At 69.3% G+C, this 22,087-nt stretch carries 17 protein-coding genes; 8 read left to right on the forward strand and 9 right to left on the reverse strand.

The genetic code is table 11. The annotated features are described in order from the left end of the window. The first annotated feature begins 141 nt into the window (after positions 1–141). Positions 142–1,215, forward strand: a complete 1,074-nt coding sequence (locus DBV35_RS00895) for a 2'-deoxycytidine 5'-triphosphate deaminase (RefSeq protein WP_108658383.1) — start codon at positions 142–144, stop codon at positions 1,213–1,215. Continuing rightward, entirely contained in the window at positions 1,212–3,053 is a 1,842-nt protein-coding gene (recQ, locus tag DBV35_RS00900) for a DNA helicase RecQ (protein WP_205648405.1), read from the forward strand. Before DBV35_RS00895 ends, recQ begins: the two co-directional genes overlap by 4 nt. Positions 3,054–3,056: 3 nt before the next feature. Here the strand turns inward: recQ and DBV35_RS30940 are convergent, their stop codons facing one another. The 3 genes from DBV35_RS30940 to DBV35_RS00915 all read right to left on the reverse strand — a co-directional run bounded on the left by DBV35_RS30940 (position 3,057) and on the right by DBV35_RS00915 (position 7,879). Beyond that, entirely contained in the window at positions 3,057–5,132 is a 2,076-nt protein-coding gene (locus tag DBV35_RS30940; RefSeq protein WP_108658384.1) for a methyl-accepting chemotaxis protein, read from the reverse strand. Positions 5,133–5,273: 141 nt separating this feature from the next. After that, positions 5,274–6,494 (reverse strand): O-succinylhomoserine sulfhydrylase, encoded by a 1,221-nt coding sequence (gene metZ / locus DBV35_RS00910; RefSeq protein ID WP_108658385.1) that lies wholly within the window; start codon positions 6,492–6,494, stop codon positions 5,274–5,276. Further along, positions 6,494–7,879 carry a TrkH family potassium uptake protein gene (locus DBV35_RS00915; RefSeq protein WP_245943797.1) on the reverse strand — a complete coding sequence of 462 codons (1,386 nt, stop codon included), beginning with the start codon at positions 7,877–7,879 and terminating at the stop codon, positions 6,494–6,496. Before DBV35_RS00915 ends, metZ begins: the two co-directional genes overlap by 1 nt. Positions 7,880–8,228: 349 nt before the next feature. On the opposite strand from DBV35_RS00915, the gene DBV35_RS00920 reads away from it, so the two are divergent. Both DBV35_RS00920 and rfbD read left to right on the forward strand, forming a co-directional pair. After that, positions 8,229–10,007: a cation:proton antiporter domain-containing protein gene (locus tag DBV35_RS00920; RefSeq protein ID WP_108658387.1), complete on the forward strand. Its 1,779-nt coding sequence runs from the start codon at positions 8,229–8,231 to the stop codon at positions 10,005–10,007. Then, positions 10,004–10,876, forward strand: coding sequence for a dTDP-4-dehydrorhamnose reductase (gene rfbD, locus DBV35_RS00925; protein ID WP_108658388.1), 873 nt, complete (start codon positions 10,004–10,006; stop codon positions 10,874–10,876). Before DBV35_RS00920 ends, rfbD begins: the two co-directional genes overlap by 4 nt. Positions 10,877–10,883: 7 nt before the next feature. Here the strand turns inward: rfbD and DBV35_RS00930 are convergent, their stop codons facing one another. Next, entirely contained in the window at positions 10,884–11,141 is a 258-nt protein-coding gene (locus tag DBV35_RS00930) for a DUF6460 domain-containing protein (RefSeq protein WP_245943798.1), read from the reverse strand. A 134-nt stretch (positions 11,142–11,275) separates the two neighbouring features. On the opposite strand from DBV35_RS00930, the gene DBV35_RS00935 reads away from it, so the two are divergent. Then, entirely contained in the window at positions 11,276–13,225 is a 1,950-nt protein-coding gene (locus tag DBV35_RS00935; RefSeq protein WP_108658390.1) for an acetoacetate--CoA ligase, read from the forward strand. 60 nt (positions 13,226–13,285) lie between these two features. Here the strand turns inward: DBV35_RS00935 and ilvN are convergent, their stop codons facing one another. The 4 genes from ilvN to miaA form a co-directional block, all read right to left on the reverse strand. Continuing rightward, the gene (gene ilvN, locus DBV35_RS00940; protein WP_108658391.1) at positions 13,286–13,831 is read right to left on the reverse strand and encodes an acetolactate synthase small subunit; all 546 of its coding nucleotides are present in this window, start codon (positions 13,829–13,831) and stop codon (positions 13,286–13,288) included. Beyond that, the gene (locus tag DBV35_RS00945; RefSeq protein WP_108658392.1) at positions 13,828–14,148 is read right to left on the reverse strand and encodes a DUF167 family protein; all 321 of its coding nucleotides are present in this window, start codon (positions 14,146–14,148) and stop codon (positions 13,828–13,830) included. The genes ilvN and DBV35_RS00945 overlap by 4 nt, the downstream gene beginning before the upstream one ends. A gap of 3 nt (positions 14,149–14,151) precedes the next feature. Continuing rightward, positions 14,152–15,933: an acetolactate synthase 3 large subunit gene (locus tag DBV35_RS00950; protein WP_108658393.1), complete on the reverse strand. Its 1,782-nt coding sequence runs from the start codon at positions 15,931–15,933 to the stop codon at positions 14,152–14,154. Between the two features lie 260 nt (positions 15,934–16,193). After that, positions 16,194–17,069, reverse strand: a complete 876-nt coding sequence (gene miaA / locus DBV35_RS00955; RefSeq protein WP_245943799.1) for a tRNA (adenosine(37)-N6)-dimethylallyltransferase MiaA — start codon at positions 17,067–17,069, stop codon at positions 16,194–16,196. Positions 17,070–17,118: 49 nt separating this feature from the next. On the opposite strand from miaA, the gene serB reads away from it, so the two are divergent. The 3 genes from serB (at position 17,119) to DBV35_RS00970 (ending at position 21,332) form a co-directional block, all read left to right on the forward strand. After that, positions 17,119–18,006 carry a phosphoserine phosphatase SerB gene (gene serB, locus DBV35_RS00960; RefSeq protein ID WP_108658395.1) on the forward strand — a complete coding sequence of 296 codons (888 nt, stop codon included), beginning with the start codon at positions 17,119–17,121 and terminating at the stop codon, positions 18,004–18,006. A 306-nt stretch (positions 18,007–18,312) separates the two neighbouring features. Further along, positions 18,313–19,512 carry a 3-oxoadipyl-CoA thiolase gene (pcaF, locus tag DBV35_RS00965; protein WP_108658396.1) on the forward strand — a complete coding sequence of 400 codons (1,200 nt, stop codon included), beginning with the start codon at positions 18,313–18,315 and terminating at the stop codon, positions 19,510–19,512. 56 nt (positions 19,513–19,568) lie between these two features. Continuing rightward, complete coding sequence (locus DBV35_RS00970; RefSeq protein ID WP_108660479.1) at positions 19,569–21,332, forward strand: ABC transporter ATP-binding protein; 1,764 nt, start codon at positions 19,569–19,571, stop codon at positions 21,330–21,332. 6 nt (positions 21,333–21,338) lie between these two features. Here DBV35_RS00970 and DBV35_RS00975 read toward each other — a convergent pair whose 3' ends face one another. Continuing rightward, positions 21,339–22,067: a fused DSP-PTPase phosphatase/NAD kinase-like protein gene (locus DBV35_RS00975; RefSeq protein WP_108658397.1), complete on the reverse strand. Its 729-nt coding sequence runs from the start codon at positions 22,065–22,067 to the stop codon at positions 21,339–21,341. Positions 22,068–22,087: the final 20 nt, after the last annotated feature.

The following is a 22,087-nucleotide window of genomic DNA, read 5'->3' on the forward strand; positions in this document are numbered from 1 at the left end:
GATATAGGGCGTGGCGCGGCCTCGCGCCGCCCCCTCTGCGACCATCCGCGGCTCTTATGGCACAGAAGGACGGGGAAGACCGAGGCGTGGGACGTGCGCCGCGGCCGACGGGCTGGTAGGCGTGAGGGGAGGGGGACGCGAATGGCGGATGGCATCCTGCCGCGGCAGGCAATCGAGGCGCTGATCAGGGATGGCGCGATCCGGGCGGACGAGGCGATCCTGCCGGACCAGCTCCAGCCGGCGAGCCTCGACCTGCGTCTCGGGCGCAAGGCCTTCCGCATCCGCGCGAGCTTCCTGCCGGCCGCCGGAGAAGCGATCGCCGACAAGGTCGACTATGTCACCCTCCACACCATCGACCTGTCCGAGGGCGCGGTGCTGGAGACGGGCTGCGTCTATCTCGTCCCGCTGATGGAAGAGCTCGCGCTGCCGGCCGACATCGCTGCCTCCACGAACCCGAAGAGCTCCACCGGCCGTCTCGACATCTTCACCCGCGTCATCGCCGACGGGGTGGGCGGGTTCGATTCCGCTCCGGCCGGCTTCCACGGCGCGCTCGCGGTGGAGATCAGCCCGCGCACCTTCCCGATCCTGGTGCGCGCCGGCTCCCGTCTCGGCCAGATCCGCTTCCGGCGCGGCGACGCCCGGCTCGACGATGCGGCGCTCACCGCGCTCCACGCGCAGTCGCCCGTCGCCGTGCCGCAGGCGCGCATCCAGGACGGGCTGAACCTCACGATCGACCTCCAGTCGCGCGGCGGTCCCGTCGGCTATCGCGCCAAGCGGCACACCGCGCTGATCGATGTCGACAGGCGCGACGCGCTGAAGATGGCCGATTTCTGGGACCCGATCACGTCGAGCGACGGCCGCCTGATCCTCGACCCCGACGAGTTCTACATTCTCATGAGCCGCGAGGCGGTGACGATCCCGCCCGCCTACGCGGCCGAGATGGTGCCGTTCGACCCGCTCGTCGGCGAGTTCCGCGTCCACTATGCCGGCTTCTTCGACCCCGGCTTCGGGCACGGCCGGGATGTCTCGGCGCGCGCGGTGCTGGAGGTGCGTTCGCGCGAGGTGCCGTTCATCCTGGAGCACGGTCAGGTTGTGGCTCGCCTTGCGTATGAACGTATGGCTGAATTGCCCGACGTGCTGTATGGTTCGGATCTGAAGTCCAACTATCAGGCGCAGGGACTGAAATTGTCGAAGCATTTCGAGCCTTTGGCGTGAGCGACCTGCTCGACTGGTCTGCCGCCTCGGTGCCGGGTGGCGACAAGCGCCCGCCCGGCGAGATCCTGGGCGACGTCTTCGGCTTCTCCGCCTTCCGGCCCGGCCAGGAGGAGATCGTCGGCGCGGTGACTGCCGGCGAGGAGGTCCTCGCGGTGATGCCGACGGGCGGCGGCAAGTCGCTCTGCTACCAGCTTCCCGCGCTGATGCGGCCGGGGGTGACGATCGTCGTCTCCCCGCTCATCGCGCTGATGCGCGACCAGGTCTCGGCGCTGAAGGCGCTCGGCATCGCCGCCGCCGCGCTGAACTCCGGCAACGATTATGAGGAGAACCGCCGCACGCTGGAGCGCGCGCGGTCGGGCGAACTGAAGCTCCTCTACATCTCGCCCGAGCGCCTCTCCTCGGTCGAGATGATCGAGCGGCTGCGCGACGCGCCGCTCGCGATGCTCGCGGTCGACGAGGCGCACTGCGTCTCCCAATGGGGCCACGATTTCCGGCCCGAATACCGGCTGATCGGCGAGGTCCGGCGCGACCTCGGCATCAAGCAGACGGTGGCCTTCACCGCGACCGCCGACCGCATCACGCGCGAGGATATCGCCGAGCGGCTCTTCGTGAAGGCGCCGAAGGTGTTCCTGCGCTCCTTCGACCGGCCGAACATCTCCCTCGCGATGACCGCGCGGCAGGACGGGCGGGCCCAGCTCCTCGCCTTCCTCAAGGCGCACCAGGGCGAGTCGGGCGTCGTCTATTGCCAGTCCCGCCGGCGCGTGGACGAGACGGCCGCCTTCCTCGCGAGCCGGGGCTTCAACGCCGTCCCCTATCATGCGGGCCTGGAACGGACCGAGCGCGACCACAACCAGGACGTCTTCCTGCGCGAGGACGGGGTGATCGTGGTGGCGACCGTCGCCTTCGGCATGGGCGTCGACAAGCCGGACGTGCGCTTCGTCTTCCACATGGACCTGCCGAAGAATATCGAGGGCTACTATCAGGAGATCGGCCGCGCCGGGCGTGACGGGCTGCCCGCGACCTCCCACACCCTCTACGGCTTCGGCGAGATCCGGCAGTTCCGCCAGTGGATCGAGGAGTCGGAGGCGTCCGAGGAGCAGAAGGAGATCGAGCGGCAGAAGGTCAACGCGCTCGTCGCCCTGTGCGAGGCGCCGCGCTGCCGCCGCGTCGTCCTCCTCGACTATTTCGGCGAGGCGTCGGAGCCATGCGGGAATTGCGACCTCTGCCTCGGCGGGGTCGAGACCTTCGACGGGACGGTGCTGGCGCAGAAAGCGCTGTCCGCCGTGGTCCGCACGCGCGAGCGCTTCGGCATGGACCATCTCATCACCGTCCTGCGCGGCGAGGCGTCGGACAAGGTGAAGACGCACGGCCACGATGCGCTGCCCACCTTCGGCGTCGGCAAGGACCAGTCGCGCACGGCGTGGCGGTCGATCTTCCGCCAGCTCGGCGTGATCGGCTACGCGACGCCCGATCGCGAGCGGTTCAACGCGTGGCGCATGACCGAGGCCGGATGGCGCGTCCTGAAGGGCCAGGAAACGGTCATGCTGCGCAAGGACGCCCTGTCCCTGAAGGACAAGACGCCGAAATCCGGCCAGCCGCTCCCGACCGACTATGACCCGAAGCTCCTCGACGCGCTGAAGGCGCTCCGCCGCACCCTCGCCGACGAGCGGGACGTGCCGGCCTATGTCGTCTTCTCCGACCGCACCTTGATGGAGCTCGCCTCCCGCAAGCCCGAGACGCTCGACGAAATGCGCGGCGTCCACGGCATCGGCGAGCGCAAGCTCAAGGATTTCGGGCCGACCTTCCTGGAAGCGATCCGCGCCTACCTCGCCGGGTGAGCCTCAGGCCGCCTGCACGCTGACGAGGAAGGTCTCCACCGTCTTCTGCAGCTCCTGCTGCTCGCCGACGAGGTCGGTGACGGCGGTCGAGACCTTGCCTGCCGCCGCCCCCGCCTTGTGGTTCGAGTTCGCGAGGTGGGAGATCGCGTCCGTGGTATCGTTCGTGCCGCGCGCCACGCGCTGGACGCTGCGCGAGATGTCCTCCGTCGCCGCGCCCTGCTCCTGGACGGTGGCGGCGATCGTGGAGGCGACGGCGCTGATCTTGTCGATCATCTCGGTGATGGTGCGGATCGCGGTGACGGTCTCGGCGGTGGTCTGCTGGATGCGGCTGACCTGCGCCGTCACCTCGTCCGTCGCCGACGCCGTCTGGTCGGCAAGGTGCTTCACCTCGCTTGCGACCACGGCGAAACCCTTCCCCGCCTCGCCCGCCCGCGCCGCCTCGATCGTGGCGTTGAGGGCGAGGAGGTTGGTCTGCGAGGCGATGGTGGTGATGAGGCCGGTCACGTCGCCGATGCGTTGCGCGGCGTCGGTGAGGGCCTGCACCGTGTCGCTGGTGGTGCGGGCCTGACCGACGGCGGCGTGGGCGAGGTCGGCGCTGGAGGTGAGCTGCTGCGAGATCTCGGTGATGGAGGCGGACAGCTCCTCCGTCGCCGCGGCGACGGTCTCGACGTTGGTGGCCGTCTCCTCTGCCGCTTTCGAGACGGTGGCGGCCTGGTCGCTCGCGCCGCGTGCGAGGGCGTCCATCGAGCCGGACGTCTCGTCGAGCATGGTCGAGGCCTCGGCGATGGCGGCGAGCGAGGCGCCGACGCTGCTCTTGAAGGTGGTGCAGAGGTCGCGCAGCCGCTCCGCCCGCGCCATCTCCTCCTGGCTGCGCTCGGCGGCGGCGGCCTCCAGGCGGGCGGCCTCCAGCGCGCTCTCGCGCAGGTTTTCGAGCGCCGCGCCCATGCGGCCGAGCTCGTCCGGGTGGGCGGACGCCTCGACCGGGGTCGAATAGTCCCGCGCGCTCATCCGGTCGATCGCGCGCAGGAGGGCGTGGGCGGGGCGGGAGAAGCGGCGGCGGATGGCGAGGAGGCCGACGATCGAGACGGCGATCGCGAGGACGAGCCAGGCGGCCGAGCCGATCATCGCGAAAAGGGCCGTCCCCTGCCGCGCCTCGGCGAGCGCGACCGCCTCGTCGAGCGCGAGGTCGGCGAGGGCGAAGATCTCCTTGTAGGGGCCGTTGCAGATGGCGGTGAAGCCGGCGCTGTCGATCGGGGCGGCGCCGCTGCCGTCGAGTCGGCCGACGAGATCGTCGACGCCCTTCTGCGCGCCCGTCACCGCGCCGAGCATGGTGCGGATCGCGGCCTCGACGTCGCCGCTCACCGCGCCGCGTGCGCCGATCCCGGAGGCGATCTCCATCCACGGCTGGTAACGCCCCTTGAAGCCGGCCCACTTCACCTCCGCCGTAGCGTCCATCGGCTTGCCGGTGGGGACGAAGGCGCGCAGGAGGCCGCACTGGCCGCCGAAGGAGTCGCGAATCTGCCAGGCGGCGTCGCGCGCGTTGAGAAGCTCGGCGACCTCCGGGTCCACGAGGCGCACGGTGTCGGCGATCTTCCGGTCGGCCGCGAAGATGCCGCCCACCGCCTTCTTCACCGCATCGCTCCAGGGCGCGACGGAGACGGTGCTGCGCTCGGCCCGCGGCCTCGCGGCCTCGCGGTTCACCAGCGTGAGCTGCCCGTTCGCCGCGTCCGCCCGCTGGCGGATGTCGGCGACCATCGCGGCCTGTTCGGGGTGCCCGCTCCTCGCAAGGCTCGCGAGCGCGGTGTCGAGGCTCGCCTCGCCGCGCGCCAGCGTCTCGCGCATGACGCCGCTCGGGTCGTCCTCTGCGATCAGGGCGGTCTGGATGTCGGCGATGGGGGCGCGGAAGCGGACCATCGCGCGGAAGAGATCGCGGCTGGTGCTGGCGCTCTTCTCGATCTCGGTCGCGGTCTGCCACGCGCCGACGGCGCTGACGACGGAGAAACTCGCCGCGCAGACGAGCCCGACGAGCATCACCGACTGGATGGTGATCATCAGGCGCGAGATCGACGTGCGGAACATAAGCCCTCTTCCGTTCCCGTGGCCGCAGCGGCCGGATCGGTGAGAGGGGTAGAGCAGCGCCCTGGCGTCAGACTTGTGCGCCGGGGCAGGAGGCGGGGAGGGACGCCGGCCCCGCGCATGCGGAGCCGGCGGAGAGGGACGTCAGGCGGTGCGCAGGGTCCGCTCGGTGCCGGCCGCGACGCGGTCGAGCGCCTGGGTGAGGTCGGCGATGAGGTCGGTCGCGTCCTCGAGCCCGACTGAGAGGCGCAGGAGACCGTCGCTGATGCCGACCGACTCGCGCGCCGCGGGCTCCAGATTCTTGTGCGTCGTCGTCGCCGGATGCGTGATCAGGCTCTTCGCGTCGCCAAGATTGTTGGAGATCTTCACGAGGCGCAGCGCGTTGCAGACCTGGAAGGCCGCATCGCGGCCGCCGCGCACCGTGAAGGCGATCAGCGTGCCGCCCTGTTCCATCTGCTTGCGCGCGATCGCGGCCTGCGGATGATCGTCACGCCCCGGATAGAGCACGCGCTCCACCGCCTCGTGCCCAGCGAGCGCGTCGGCGATGGCGGCGGCGGACTCGGTCTGCGTGCGGATGCGCAGCGGCAGTGTCTCGAGCGCCTTCAGCATCACCCACGCATTGAAGGGCGACAGGGCAGGGCCGGTCTGGCGCAGGATGATGTCGAGATTGTCCTTAATCCAGGCTTCCTTGCCGAGGATCACGCCGCCGAGGCAGCGGCCCTGCCCGTCGATGTGCTTGGTCGCCGAGTAGATCACGAGGTCGGCGCCGAGCTTCAGCGGATGCTGCCAGAGGCCGGTCGCGAACACGTTGTCGACGACGACGAGCGCATCCGGGGCCTTCGCGTCGCGGATCTTCGCGACGGCCTCGATGTCGACGAGGGCGAGGGTCGGGTTGGTCGGCGATTCCATGAAGAAGACGCGCGTGTTCGGCCGCACGGCCGCGGCCCACGCGTCGAGATCCGTCCCGTCGACCAGCGTCGCCTCGACGCCGAAGCGGGGCAGATACGTCTCCACCACATAGCGGCAGCCGCCGAAGAGGGCGCTCGCGGCGACGACATGGTCACCCGCCTTCACCGCGGCCACGAGCGCGGCGGTCACCGCGGCCATGCCGCTCGCGGTCGCGCGCGCCGCCTCGGCGCCTTCCATCTCGGCCATGCGCGTCTCGAACATCGCAACCGTCGGGTTGCCGTAGCGCGAGTACACGAACCCTTCCGACTCGCCGGCGAAGCGGGCCATCGCCTCCTCGGCAGTCGCGTAGACGAACCCCTGGGTCAGGAACATGGCCTCGGAGGTCTCGCCGAATGAAGAGCGCATGGTCCCGCCGTGCACGAGGCGCGTTGCGAGGCCCCAATCTGGCTTGTCCATCAATCCCTCCAGAACACCGGCGTGAACAGGATCAGCACCGTCATGATTTCGAGCCGCCCCAGTAGCATGAGAAAGGACAGAAGCCAGAGCTCGAATTCACCGAGCGGGGCGAAATTTCCCGCGGGGCCGATCGTTTCGCCGAGCCCCGGTCCGACGTTTGTGAGCGCAGTCTGCGTGCCCGTCAACGCGGTGATGAAATCCTGACCCGCCAGGGACAGCATCAGGATCGTGAGCCCGTACACGAGGAAGAAGGCGATGAAGTAGATGACGACTGAGTCGTAGACGTCCTGCTCGATCATTTTGTCGCCGAAGCGGAGCGGCTGCACCGCGTTCGGATAGACGAGCTTCGTGAAGGCGCGCCGCAGCGCCTGGAAGACGATGATGAAGCGGTAGACCTTGATGCCGCCGGTGGTGGACCCCGAGCAGCCGCCGATAAAGGTCAGGATGAAGAAGGCGCCCCAGGCGAACGGGCCCCAGACGGCATAGTCGTCGGAGGCGAAGCCGGTGGTGGTGACGACCGAGACGACGTTGAAGGCCGACTGGGTCAGAGCCTCCTGGAAGCCGATATTGCGGTTGTGGGCGAGCCAGAAGGCGAGGACGATCGAGAAGAAGGTGATGCCGCACATGAAGGTGCGGACCTGCCAGTCCCGCCAGATCGTGAAGCGGCCGCGCACCGCGAGGTCGACATAGGCGACGAACGGCAGCGCGCCGAGGCACATGAACACGACCGCCGCCCACAGGATGCGCCGGTCCTCGAAGAAGCCGAACGAGCGGTCGTGGGTGGAGAAGCCGCCGGTCGAGACGGTCGACATCGCGTGGCAGATCGCGTCGAAGAAGCTCATGCCGAGCGCGGCATAGGCGATCGCGCAGGCGACCGAGATGAAGAGGTAGATGAAGCAGAGCGCCCGCGTCACCGACACGAGGCGCGGCAGCGCCTTGTCCGAGCGGTCCGAGTTCTCGTTGCGGAAGACCTGCATCCCGCCGATGCGCAGGAACGGGAACAGGAAGAGGCCGATCGCGATGATGCCGATGCCGCCGAGCCATTGCAGCATCGCGCGCCACAGCAGGAACGAGCGGGGCATCGCGTCGAGCTCGGACAGCACGGTCGCGCCGGTCGTCGTGATGCCGCTCATCGCCTCGAAGAACCCGCCGCCGACCGACATGTTGAGCGGGGAGAGCCAGAATGGGATCGCGGTCACGAAGCCCGCCACGATCCACAGCATCGTCGTCAGCAGAAAGCCGAAGCGGGGGGTGAAGATCGGCACGGGGTCGCGCAGCGCCACGACGCCGAGCAGCGACACGCAGAAGACGCCCGCCGCGGACACCGCGAACACGGACCAGGTCGGTTCACCGTCGGCCGCGTCCACGAGAGCGGGCACGACCATGGCCACCGAGAGAATCAAGCCGAAGAAGCTTGAGATGTAAAAGGCCGGACGCAGCTGCAGCACGGCGCGGGGTACGTGGCGGCGGCGCTCAGGCGACTGGGTCAGATCAACCACACATCTCCGCCTTTGACGCATTGCGACAGTCGAAGTGGACGCGGGATTAGACGAGTTGGAAAGGGAGCGAAAGCGCGCGGGGCCTGAAAGCGCGTGTTCGCCGCCCGGCCGTGTCGATGAGGCCACAGGTGCGCGAACCCGCCGCGCGCAACGCCGTTCCAAATTTGAGGCACTTAATCGACGGTTTGGATTTCAGACGCTAAGAAAAACCCCATAGCGACAATGAGAGAGTGTGATGGAGCATGAGGCCTCCCACTCGCTTCCCTATTTGAAGGAAGCGTTGATCTTCTTGGTGTCGGCCGGGGTCGTCGTCCCGATCCTCCAGCGCTTCGGCCTCAATTCCATCCTCGGATATCTCGTCGCGGGCGTCGTCGTCGGCCCGTTCGGGGTCATCACGCTCGCCGACAACGCGTTCGGCTTCCCGATCGAGATGATGACGATCTCCGACCCCGAGGGCGTCGCGAAGATCGCCGAGCTCGGCGTCGTCTTCCTGCTCTTCGTCATCGGGATCGAGCTGTCGGGGCCGCGCCTTTGGGCAATGCGCCGGCTCGTCTTCGGGCTCGGCCTCGCGCAGGTCGTCGTCACCGCGGCTGCGCTCGCGGGGGCGGGCATCCTCGCCGGGCTCTCGACCGAGGCGTCCATCGCGATCGGCGCCTCGCTCGCCCTCTCCTCGACCGCTATCGTCGTCCAGCTCCTCGTCGGGGCGGGGCGGCTCGCGTCCGCGTCCGGCCAGGTGATGTTCTCGATCCTCCTGATGCAGGACATCGCCGTCGTGCCGGTGATCCTCGTCATCGAGTCGCTGGAGCCGACCGCGGCGGATGGCTCGCTCTGGCAGAGCCTCGTCATGAGCACGCTGCTCGCGGCCGGCATCATCGCGACGATCCTCTTCGCGGGGCGGCGCGTGATCGGCCCGCTCTTCCGCTTCGTCGGCGCGCGGCAGGACCGCGACATGTTCACGGCCGCCGCGCTCCTCGTCATCATCGGCACGGCGGCGGCGACCTCGATGGTCGGCCTGTCGATGGCGCTCGGCGCCTTCCTCGCCGGGCTCGTCTTCGCCGACACCGAGTTCAGCCACCAGCTCGAGGCGGAGATCGCGCCGTTCAAGGGCCTCCTCCTCGGCCTCTTCTTCCTTGCCGTCGGCATGACGATCGACCCGCGCGTCCTCATCCAGCAGCCGCTGACGCTCGCGGCCGTCGTCGGCGGCGTCATCGCCATCAAGGCGCTGTCGATCATCATCCTGTGCCTCATCACCCGACAGTCGCTCGCGGTGGCGTTGGAAAGCGGGCTGATGCTCGCCCAGATCGGTGAGTTCTCGCTCGTCGGCCTCTCCCTCGCGGCAGCGACCGGGGTCGTGCCGCCGGACGTCGCGCGCGTCCTCGTCGTCGCGGCGGGCGTCACCATGGCGCTGACGGGGGCGCTCGCGACGCCGATCCAGCGCCTGTCGCGCTGGGTGACGCTCCACACACACGCCCCGGCGCCGGCGATGTCGCTCACCTCGGCGGAGATGGAGGGGCACGTCATCATCGCGGGGTACGGCCGCATCGGCCAGTCGATCGGCGAGCTTCTAGAGCAACGGCACGTGCCGTTCATCGCGCTCGACCTCAACGCCCACACGGTGGCGCGATCCCGCGCGCACGGGCAGCCGGTCTATTTCGGCGATATGCGGCGGCCGGACGTCCTCCACAATTCGCGCGCCCATCTCGCGCGGGCCATCGTTCTCACCATGGACAATCCGGCGGCGAACGCGGCCGTGATCCGCACGCTGCGGGTCCACAACGTGTCGACGCCGGTCGTCGCGCGCGCCCGCGACCGCGCGAACGCGCGCGAGCTCTACGGCCTTGGGGCCAACGAGGTCGTGCTTGAAGCGTTCGAGGCCTCGCTCCAGATGGGCGAGGAGACGCTGGTCACCTTGGGGTTCCCACGCGACGCGGCGCACGTCATCATCGGCGAACAGCGCGAAAACGGGCGTCGGGCCCTCACCGACGCCGTAGGGAGTGTGCGGCACCACTCATGACTATTCTTGTGATCGGACGGAGCGGGCAGGTGGCGACCGCGCTCCAGGAGAGGGCGCGTTTCGCAAACACCTGCGTCCTGGCGGTCGGTCGGCCGCAGGTGGACGTCACCCGGCCCGAGACGCTCGCCGCGGCCTTTGCGGCGCACGCGCCTGAGGTGGTCGTCAACGCCTCCGCCTACACCGCTGTGGATGCGGCCGAGAGCGACGAGCCGGCGGCGTACGCCGCGAACACCGACGGGCCGAGCGCGCTCGCGGAGCTGTGCGCCCGCGCCGACATCCCCTTCATCCACCTCTCCACCGATTATGTCTTCGACGGGACGCTCGACCGGCCCTATCGCGAGGACGACGAGATCAACCCGACGAGCGTCTATGGCCGCACGAAGGCGCTCGGCGAGGCGGGGATCCTTGAGGTGGGGGCGAAGGCGCTGATCCTGCGCACGGCCTGGGTCTACGCGCCGTTCGGCAAGAATTTCCTGCGCACGATGCTGCGCGTCGGCGCGGAGCGGGACCAGTTGCGGGTCGTCGCCGACCAGCGCGGCTGCCCGACATCGGCGATCGACATCGCCGACGCCGTCCTGCGGCTTGCCAGGATGCGGGACCAGTGGCCGAACCGGACAGAGATCCTGCACCTCGCCGGGAGCGGCGAGGCGACCTGGCACGATTTCGCCGAGGCGATCTTCGCGGCCTCGCCCTACAGCCCGGCGGTGGAGGCGATCACCACCGCCGACTATCCGACGCCGGCCGCGCGCCCGGCGAACTCGCGGCTCGATTGCGGCAAGCTCGCGCGGGAGTACGGGATCGTGCTGCCCGACTGGCGGGAAAGCACGTGCGCGACGGTGCGGCGCCTCGTCGAGGAGGGCCGCGCCTGAAGCGGCCTCAGCGCGACATGATGCGCAGGACGCGCAGGACGAGCCAGACCGGGACGACGATCACCGCGCCCAGGATCAGGATCTGGATCAGGTTCTCGACCGTGTCGAACCCGAGGGTCGACAGATACCGGAACCGCTCCTCGACCCAGTGGACGATGTCCTGCGGGTCGATGTTGAGGGCGGTCAGAATGACGCCCACGATAAAGGACGTCACCACCAGACGGATCAGCACGCCGAGCGGCGATCCCCCCAAGACACGCTCCATCACACTACTCCGACGTTCCAATTGGCTCATTCACACCTCCGTCGAAGCCGATATAGGAATGTGTGGGGGCGCAATCCATGGCGGGCGTGGGACAACGGCCGGCCCGGCGCCGCGCTTCGGGAGGAGAAGGCACTATGTCGGATAAACCGCTTTGGCAGCCGCACGACGTCGAAGAGACCGCGATCACGGCGCTGGCGTCCACGGTTTCCGCCCGCACCGGGCAGGCGATCGAGGGATATGACGCGCTGCACGCCTGGTCGATCGAGGACCCTGGCGCGTTCTGGGATGCCGTGTGGGACGAAGCGGCGCTGATCGGCGAGAAGGGCGCGCGCCGCCTCGTCGACGGCGACAAGATGCCCGGGGGCCGCTTCTTCCCGGACGCCCGGATAAACTACGCCGAGAACTGCCTGCGCGGGGATGGCGAGGCCGAGGCGATCGTCTTCCGCGGCGAGGACAAGGTCGAGATGCACCTCACCCGCGCCGAGCTGCGGGCGGAGGTGGCGAAGGTCCAGGCCTTCCTCATGGAGGCCGGGGTGGGGCAGGGCGACCGCGTCGCCGCGATGCTGCCGAACCTGCCGCAGACCATCGTCGTGTGCATGGCGACGCAGGCGATCGGCGCGATCTTCTCGTCCTGCTCCCCCGATTTCGGCGAGCGCGGCGTGCTCGACCGGTTCGGCCAGATCGAGCCGACGGTGTTCGTCGCCTGCGACGGCTACTGGTATTCGGGCAAGCCGATCGACGTGTCGGAGAAGGTCGCCTCCGTCGCCGGCACGCTGCGGCCCGCCGCCGTGCTGATCGTGCCCTATCTCGACGATCTGCGCGCCCGCGAGCTTGCCGAGGACATTCCCAACGCGACCACCTTCGACGCGGTGATGGCGCGCGAGGAGACCGAGCCGACCTACACCCGCGTCGGCTTCAACGAGCCGGCCTTCATCCTCTTCTCGTCCGGCACCACGGGCGTGCCGAAGTGCATCGTCCACTCGGTGGGCGGCGTCCTCATCCAGCACGTCAAGGAGCACGTCTATCACTCGGGCATCAAACCCGGCGATCGCGTGTTCTACTTCACGACCTGCGGCTGGATGATGTGGAACTGGCTCGTCACCGCGCTCGCGAGCGGGGCGACGCTGATCCTCTATGACGGCTCGCCCTTCGCCCCAAGCCACCGCGTGCTGTGGGATTATGCGCAGGACGAGAAGGTCACCTTCTTCGGCACGAGCGCGAAATATATCGACGCCCTGCGCAAGGAGGAGGCCCGCCCGCGCGACACGCACGACCTTTCGGCGTTGCGCACGATGGCCTCCACCGGCTCGCCGCTCGCGGCCGAGAGCTTCCGCTGGGTCTATGAGGCGATCAAGTCCGACCTCCACCTCGCCTCGATCTCCGGCGGGACCGACATCGTGAGCTGCTTCGTGCTCGGCGTGCCGACGAAGCCCGTCTATGCCGGCGAGATCCAGGGGCCGGGCCTCGGCATGGCGGTCGACGTCGCGGACGACGAGGGCAACCACATGCCCGCCGGCAAGGGCGAGCTGGTCTGCCGGCGGCCCTTTCCGTCGATGCCGGTGATGTTCTGGAACGACCCCGAGGGCGCCAAGTACCGCGCCGCCTATTTCGAGCGGTTCGACAATGTCTGGTGCCACGGCGACTTCGCCGAGTGGACCGAGCATGGCGGGATCATCATCCACGGCCGCTCGGACGCGACGCTCAATCCGGGCGGCGTGCGCATCGGGACGGCGGAGATCTACGCCCAGGTGGAGCAGATCCCCGAGGTGGTCGAGGCGCTGGCGATCGGCCAGACTTTCGACGACGACGTCCGCGTCGTCCTCTTCGTGCGCCTCGGCGAGGGCGCCACGCTGACCGACGAACTCATCGCGAAGATCAAGAAGCAGGTGCGCACCGGCGCCTCCCCGCGCCACGTGCCGGCGAAGATCGTCGCGGTGGCGGACATCCCGCGCACCAAGTCGGGCAAGATCACCGAGCTTGCGGTGCGCGATGTCGTCCACGGGCGCGAGGTGAAGAACCAGGAGGCGCTCGCCAACCCGGAGGCGCTGGCCCTCTTCCGCGACCTCCCCGAGCTCGCGAGCTGAACGAAAAACGCCCCGGCGCGCGCGCCGGGGCGTTTCGAAACGGGTGCGCCCGGCAGGCGGTCAGGTCGGGTCCGCCCCGCGCGAGATCGCCGCGATCCCGGTGCGCGACACCTCCACGAGGCCGACCGAGGCCATCAGCGCCACGAAGCGCTCGATGTCGGTCGTGTTGCCGGTGATCTCGAAGATGAACGAGGTGAGCGTCGCGTCGATGGTGCGCGCGTCGAAGGCGTGCGCGAGGCGGAGGGCCTCGACGCGCTGCTCGCCGCGACCCGACACCTTCACGAGCGCCAGCTCCCGCTCGACGGCGTCGCGCCGGTCGGCGGTGAGGTCGGACACGCGATGGACCGGCACGAGCCGGGCGAGCTGGTGCTTGATCTGCTCGATCACCATCGAGGTGCCGGTGGTCACGATCGTGATGCGCGACAGGCCCCGCTCGTGCTCCGTCTCCGAGACGGTGAGCGAGTCGATGTTGTAGCCGCGGCCGGAGAAGAGGCCGATCACGCGGGCGAGGACACCGGGCTCGTTGTCGACGAGGACGGTGAGCGTGTGGGTCTCGCGGATCGTCTCGGCGGGAGGCGCGGGGGCGATGCCGATCGGTTGGGTCATGGGTGTTCCACCAGCTGTCTTGCGCGGCTTGCGATGTCGTCCGGATCGCCCACGACGCGCACGGTTTTGAGGCGCGACGTGGTTCCGGCGGTCACCGAAACGTCGCTTTTTCTGAGGCCGAGCGCCTTGGCGAGAAGCGCTTCGACCGCCTTGTTGGCCGCCCCTTTGTCAGGCACCGCACGGACTTTGACGGCGAGGCGCTCGACCCCGTCGTCGCTGATGTGGGTGCCTTCCACGCGGTCGGCGCTCGCTTTCGGCGTCACGCGGAGCGACAGGGTGATCTCCCCGTCGCCCGCGCGCAGCCAGCCGAGGCTCATCGCTCAGACGAGCGCGCTGCCGGTCCCCTCGAGGGCTTCCTCGACGACCTCGGCGTGGATGTCGTCCTCGGTCGAGAGGATGATCTCGTTGTGGGCGCGGCCCGACGGGATCATCGGGAAGCAGTTCGCAAGGTTCGCGACGCGGCAGTCGAGGAGCACAGGGCCCGGTGTCTCGATCATGCGGGTGATCGCGTCATCGAGCTCGGACGGCTTGTTGACCGCGAAGCCCTTCGCGCCGAACGCGTCGGCGAGCTTCACGAAGTCCGGCAGCGCCTCCGAGTAGGAGTGCGAGATGCGGTTGCCGTGGTTGAGCTGCTGCCACTGGCGCACCATGCCCATGTGCTGGTTGTTCATGATGAACACCTTCACCGGCAGCTCGTACTGCACCGCGGTGCCGAGCTCCTGGATGTTCATCTGGATCGAGGCGTCGCCCGCGACGCACAGGACCAGCGCATCGGGGTGCGCCATCTGCACGCCGATCGCGGCGGGCAGGCCATACCCCATGGTGCCGAGGCCGCCGGAGGTCATCCAGCGGTTCGGCTTCTCGAAGCCGAAGAATTGCGCGGCCCACATCTGGTGCTGGCCGACATCGGTCGTCACGTACGTGTCGCGGTGCTTCGTCAGCTCGCACAGACGCTCGACCGATTCCTGCGGCATGATCACGTCCGGCCGCGTCTTGTAGGAGAGCGAACGGCGGCCGCGCCAGGAGTTGATGTCGTTCCACCAGCCCTTGAGGCGCGACTTGTCGTGCGGGCCGCTCTCGGCCCAGACGCGGACCATGTCCTCAAGCGCGTGCGCGGCGTCGCCGATGATCGGCAGGTCCACCTTCACGTTCTTGTTGATCGAGGACGGGTCGATGTCGATGTGGATCTTGCGCGAGCCGGGCGAGAACGCGTCCAGGCGGCCGGTGATCCGGTCGTCGAAGCGCGCGCCGATGCAGACCATCAGGTCGCACCCGTGCATGGCGAGATTGGACTCGTAGGTGCCGTGCATGCCGAGCATCCCGAGCCAGTTCGGGTGCGAGGCGGGCATGGCGCCGAGGCCCATCAGCGTCGAGGTGACGGGGAAGCCGGTGAGGTCGGCGAGCTCGCGCAGGAGATGGCTCGCGGCCGGGCCCGAATTGATGAGGCCGCCGCCGGTGTAGAAGATCGGGCGCGAGGCGGCCTTCATCAGCGCGACAGCGTGGCGGATCCCTTCCATCTCGGGACGGATCTGCGGCTGGTAGGTCTTGTGCCGTGCGTTGTGGTTCGGGTTGTAGAGGCCGGTCGCGATCTGGACGTCCTTCGGCACGTCGATGACGACGGGGCCGGGGCGGCCGCTCGTCGCGACATAGAAGGCCTCGAACAGGATGCGCGGCAGGTCGTCGACGCTCTTCACCAGGTAGTTGTGCTTGGTGCAGGGGCGCGTGATGCCGACCGTGTCGCACTCCTGGAAGGCGTCGGACCCGATGAGATGGGTCGGCACCTGGCCGGTGATGCAGACGAGCGGGATCGAATCCATCATCGCGTCGGTCAGCGCGGTCACGACGTTGGTGGCGCCGGGGCCGGAGGTCACGAGGATGACGCCGGGGCGGCCGGTCGAGCGGGCATAGCCCTCGGCCATGTGGCCGGCGCCCTGCTCGTGCCGCACGAGGACGTGCGTGACTTCGGTCTGCTGGAAGATCTCGTCGTAAATGGGAAGTACGGCGCCGCCCGGATAGCCAAAGATCGTGTCGACGCCGTGATCCTTCAGCGCCTCGAGGATCATCTGCGCACCGCTCATGCGGCTGTTGTTGCGCTTGTCCATTTTCGTCTCCCGATCCGCCTTTTCAAAAGCGGCTTTTCCCATCGGACCCGCTCGGGTCAGACGAGCGGGCAACAAAAAAGGCCCCAGAAGGGCCTTCGTTCCGCGCACCACCGTTCCCGAGTCCGATCTCAGACTCTGGTGGCACGCTCCGCTACTACGATAATGAGATTGGCCATGTCGGTCCCAATTCTTCGTCAAGGGGGGAGCTAACACCTTTGGGGGCCCGGCGCAACGGGCATTCGCCGCGCCCGGTCAAAAATCTATCCGGCCCGGCCGGCCTCGGCCCAGCGCGCGGCGAGGTGGGCGGCGGCCGAATCCGCGCTCGCGTGGCGCGACCAGTCGGCGAAGCGGTGGCGGAACCACGTGTCCTGGCGCTTGGCGTACTGCCGGCTGTCGGTCACGGCGCGCGCGACGGCGGCCGCCTCGTCGATCTCGCCGCGCGAGAGCGCGAGGAGGGGCGGGACGCCGATCGCCTTCATGATGGGAAGGCTCGGGTCGAGATCGCGCGCGGCTAGCGCGGCCACCTCGTCGCCGGCGCCTTCTTCCATCATGAGGTCGAAACGCTCGGCGATGCGGCGGCGCAGTAGCGCGCGCTCCGGGGTGAGGACGAGGCCGACCGTGCCCGGCCCCAGCGGCAGGTGCGGGGCGGTGCGCTCGCCCTGCCATTGGGCGAGCGAGCGGCCGGTCGCGTCGATCACCTCGAGCGCGCGCACGATGCGCTGCGGATCGCTCGGCCGCAGGCGCGCCGCCATGTCCGGGTCGCGGCGGGCGAGCTCGGCGTGGAGGGCGGGGGCGGGCTCGTCCGCCTGCCGGGCGCGCCAGTGCGCGCGCACGGCCTCGGGGACGGGAGGGATCGCGGAAAGCCCCTCGGTGAGGGCCGCGAGATAGAGCCCCGTGCCGCCGACGAGGATCGGCAGCTTGCCTTCGCCGCGCGCGCGGGCGATCGCGGCGGCGGCATCATCGAGCCAGGCGGCGACCGAGAAGGCGATGCTCCCGTCGACGTGGCCGAAGAGGGCGTGCGGGACCGTCTCCATGTCGGCCGCGGAGGGGCGTGCTGTGACGATCGCGAGGTCGCGATAGACCTGCATCGCGTCGGCGTTGATGACAACACCGTTGTGCGCTAGGGCGATCTCCATCGCCAATCTCGACTTGCCCGACGCCGTCGGACCAGCGATGAGGACGGCCATGGAACTCGTCGTCACACTCGTCGCCCCCCTCATCCTCGATCCTGCCGCCGTCGCACCGCTCGTGCAGGCGCTCGGCGCGCCCCATGCCGAGCGGCTCGGCGACCGCGCCGCCGATCTCTTCCTGGATGGAGACCTCGCCGCGACCCGCGCCGCGGTCAAGTCGCTCGTCGAGGATGCGCCGTTCGACGCCATCGTCCAGCCGCGCGCCGGGCGGGCGAAGAAGCTCCTCATCAGCGACATGGATTCCACCATGATCGGGCAGGAGTGCATCGACGAGCTCGCGGCCGTGCATCACCTGAAGCCGCGCGTCGCCGCGATCACCGAGCGCGCGATGCGGGGCGAGCTCGACTTCGCCGACGCGCTGATCGAGCGCGTGGGCCTTCTCGCCGGCATCCCGGAGGCCTCGATCGAGGACCTCCTCGCGCGGGTCATCACCCCGTCACCGGGCGCGGCGACGCTGATCGCGACGTGCCGCGCGCACAATGTGCGCACGGTTCTGGTGTCGGGCGGGTTCATGCAGTTCGCGGTGCCGGTGGCGGAGCGGCTCGGCATCGACGCGGCGTTCGCCAATCGGCTGATCGCGGCCGACGGGCTGCTGACGGGACGCGTCGTCGAGCCGATCCTCGGCGCGGACGCCAAGCGTGAACGGCTCCTCAGCGAATGCGAGGCGATGGGAATCGGCCCGGACGAGGCGATCGCCCTCGGCGACGGGGCGAACGACCTGCCGATGCTCGAGACGGCCGGATTGGGCCTCGCCTACAGGGCGAAGCCGAAGGTGGCGGCTGCGGCCGATGGGCTCATCCGCAAGACGGATCTCACGACGGCCCTTTTTGCGATGGGTCTTGCACCCGATATGTTCGTGACCGCGCCCTCAGATCATGCCTAGGCAGATGGCGAGTACGAACGCCATTGCTGCCGTAACGGTCACAATGCTGGCTCCACGCACTTGAAGCACACGCAACCGGTTCATGGCGCCCCCCTTGGTCTGACTGTTGATCGTCATTCGCTTAGACGCGACACGAAGATTACAAGCGCATTCGGCCGGCTTCAAGCTGTCCACCCGCGCGGGGGGAGATATTTCACAACCCTGGCGTGATTCTTCGGCGGAAACCGGGGCGTTTCAAAATTCTCTGAAATCCGGTTCCACAGGCTCACGAACTGATCTAGGACACGCAGAACACAAGGCTGCGCCATGACCACTGCATATATCGTCGACTATATCAGGACTCCCATTGGCCGCTTCGCCGGGTCGCTGTCCTCCGTCCGCGCGGACGATCTCGCGGCCTTGCCGTTGAAAACGCTGATGGAACGCAATCCGGGCGTCGATTTCTCCAAGGTCGACGACGTGATCTTCGGCTGCGCGAATCAGGCTGGCGAGGACAATCGCAACGTGGCGCGCATGGCGACGCTTCTCGCGGGCCTCCCGGTCGACGTGTCCGGCACCACCGTCAACAGGCTGTGTGGATCGGGGATGGACGCGGTCGCGATCGCAGCCCGCATGATCAAGGCGGGCGACGCCGAGCTCGCCATCGCGGGCGGGGTCGAATCGATGTCGCGCGCCCCCTTCGTGATGCCGAAGGCCGACAGCGCCTTCTCCCGCAACGCCGAGATCTACGACACGACGATCGGCTGGCGGTTCGTCCATCCGATGATGAAGAAGCTCCACGGCACCGATTCGATGCCGGAGACCGGCGAGAATGTCGCCGAGGAGTTCCAGGTCTCGCGCGCCGACCAGGATGCGTTCGCCGTCCGCTCGCAGCAGCGCGCCGTTGCGGCCAGGGGCACGCTCGCTGAGGAGATTGTCCCGGTCACGATCCCGCGCCGGAAGGCCGATCCGATCGTCGTCGATGTCGACGAGCACCCGCGTGGCGACACGACGGTCGAGAAGCTCGCCAAGCTCCCCACCCCCTTCCGCGAGAACGGCACCGTCACCGCCGGCAACGCCTCGGGCGTGAATGACGGCGCGGCCGCGCTCCTCCTCGCCTCCGAGGCGATGGTGGAGAAGTTCGGGCTGACGCCGCTCGCCAAGGTCGTCTCCTGCGCGACGGCAGGCGTGCCGCCGCGCATCATGGGCATCGGCCCGGCCCCCGCCTCGCAGAAGCTGATGGAGCGGACCGGGCGCACGATCGGCGATTTCGATGTCGTCGAGCTGAACGAGGCGTTTGCGAGCCAGGCGCTCGCGGTCCTTCGGATGCTCGGCCTTCCCGACGACGCCGCGCACGTCAACGCCAAGGGCGGGGCCATCGCGCTCGGCCATCCGCTCGGCATGTCCGGCGCGCGCCTCGTCGGCACCGCGGCGATGGACCTTGCGGCCGGCCGCGGCAAGCGCGCCCTCGCCACGATGTGCATCGGCGTCGGGCAGGGCATCGCCATGAGCCTCGAGGCCGCGTGAACCAACACACGCGCGCCACCCCAGCCGAGGCCACCGCCGTTCGCCCGGGCAAACCCATCGCATCGGGCGCGCGCCCGGTCGCGACTGAAGACGCGCTGCCGCTGCTGCGGCGGCTCTGGACCGACTATCTGCGCCAGCACCGCACCGGGCTCGCCCTCGCGCTCGCCGCGATCGTGGTGGTCGCCGGCACCACGAGCCTTTATCCGCTCATCATCAACTGGGCGTTCGATTCCTTCGCCCAGAAGAGCCCGTGGGCGATCCAGACCCTGCCGTGGCTGATCCTCTTCGCGGCCACCGGCAAGTCGATCTCGCTCTACGCGCAGGTCTCGCTCACCCAGCGCGTGGTGACCCAGGTCGAGACCGACATGCAGCGCGCGCTCTACCGCCACCTCGTCGCTTCCGACCTCGCCCAGATCGGCTCGGAGACGCCGGCGGCCTGGACGCAGCGCTTCACGACGGACCTCCTCTATGTCCGACTCGCGCTGACGCGGGTCGTCTCGGTCCTCTTCCGGGACGGGCTCACCATCGTCGCCCTCTTCGCCACGATGATCTATCTCGACTGGCAGCTCTGCCTCATCGCCCTCGCGATCCTGCCGCTGGCGCTGATCCCGATCACGCGGATCGGTCGCCGCCTGCGCCGCGTCTCCCACTCGACGCAGGAGCAGACCGGCGACATGGCGAGCCTCACCTCCGAGACGTTCGGCGCCGCCCGCGTCGTGAAGACCTACCGCCTGGAGCGCTATCTCCAGGAGCGGGCCGACATGGTGTTCGAGCGGCTGCGCGTCCTGCGCCTCAAGGCGGCGCTGCAGAAGGGGCGGATGGAGCCGGTGCTGGAGGCGCTCGGCGGCCTCGCGATCACCATCATCCTCCTCGTCATCGGTTGGCGCATCCTGAACGGCAGCCGCACCGTCGGCGAGTTCTCGGGCTTCCTCGGCGCGCTGCTCCTCGCCTCGCAGCCGATCCGCGCGCTCGGCAATCTCAACGCCCTCGTGCAGGAGGGGCTCGCCGCGCTGAACCGCTACTATAGCGTCCTCGACAACCCGGCGACGGTGGAGGACCGGATCGGCGCGGGCCCCGCCCATTTCGGCGCGGACCGCGTGCGCTTCGAGGGCGTCACCTTCGGCTACCGCGCCAACGCGCCCGCGCTCCACGACGTCTCCTTCGAGGCGGCGGCGGGGGAGACGACGGCCTTCGTCGGCCGGTCGGGGGCCGGCAAGTCGACGGTCTTCAACCTCATCCCGCGCCTCTACGACCCGACCGGCGGGCGCATCCTGATCGGCGACACCGACATCTCGAACGTGACGCTCGAGAGCCTGCGCGAGCGGATCGCGGTGGTCTCGCAGGAGATCGTGCTCTTCAACGACACGGTCGCCCAGAATATCCGCCTCGGCCGCCCGAACGCGAGCGATGCCGAGATCGAGGAGGCCGCCAGGAACGCCGGCGCGCACGACTTCATCACGCGCCACCCGCAGGGCTACGGCGCGATGGTCGGCGAGCGGGGGACGAACTTCTCCGGCGGCGAGCGCCAGCGCATCGCCCTCGCGCGCGCCTTCCTGAAGGACGCGCCGATCCTCCTCCTCGACGAGGCGACGAGCGCGCTCGACGCCGAATCTGAGGCGCTGGTGAAGGCCGCCCTCGCGCGCCTGTCGACCGGCCGCACGACGCTCGTCATCGCCCACCGCCTCGCGACGGTGCGGGCGGCGAGCCAGATCATCGTGCTCGATGACGGGCGGGTCGCGGAGACGGGCACGCACCACGAGCTCGTGGAGGCCGGCGGCCTCTATGCCCGCTTCCACCGCCTCCAGCTCGCGGACGACTGAGCCGGCCTACTCCCGCTCGATCGCGTCGAGGAAGGCGTCCGCCGCGCGGTTCGCCTTCACGCGCGCGGCGAGAGATTCGGGCTCATAGACGGTCTCCACCCACTCGGCGAAGGGCATGCCGGCGCGCTCGCCGGTCTCCTCATAGGCGTCGAGGAAGGCGTCGAGGATGCCGGTCTTGGCGTGGGCGATGTGGCCGAAGCGCAGCGAGAGCTGGCGCTTCGCCTCCGCAATAGGCCGCTTTTCAACGATGATGAGATAGAGCGCCGCGCCGAGCCCGGCCCGGTCCGCCCCCGACTTGCAGTGCATCAGGAGCGGCGTCTGGAGCGTCGGCAGGAGGGCGATCGCCTCGCGCAGCGTGTCCTTCGGCGGCGCGCTGCGCGACAGCAGGACGAGGCGCACGAAGGCGATCCCCTCGCGCGAGCAGGCCTCGCGCTCCAAAAGGTCGCCGCCGAACCCGTCCCCGCGCAGCGACAGGACCGTGCGCACGCCCGCCCGCTTCGCCCACGCGATGTCCCCCGGCGAGGGCTGGGCGGAGCGCCACACCCCGTCGGTGAACTGGTGGCGGTTGCGGTAGGCGAGGCGCAGGAAGCCGTGGTCGGCGAACATCAGGCTCGCCCACGCGTCGCGCCGGTCGCGCGCCGTCTCGATCGGGCGGCGCCAGCGCTCCTGGCGCGCCCGGCGCCGCGCGCGCGCCGCAGGCGTGCGGCCGCGCAGGATGTGCGTGAGACGGGGCATCAGCGCCGCGCCGCGCCGCG

The sequence above is a fragment of the Acuticoccus kandeliae genome, from assembly GCF_003073115.1.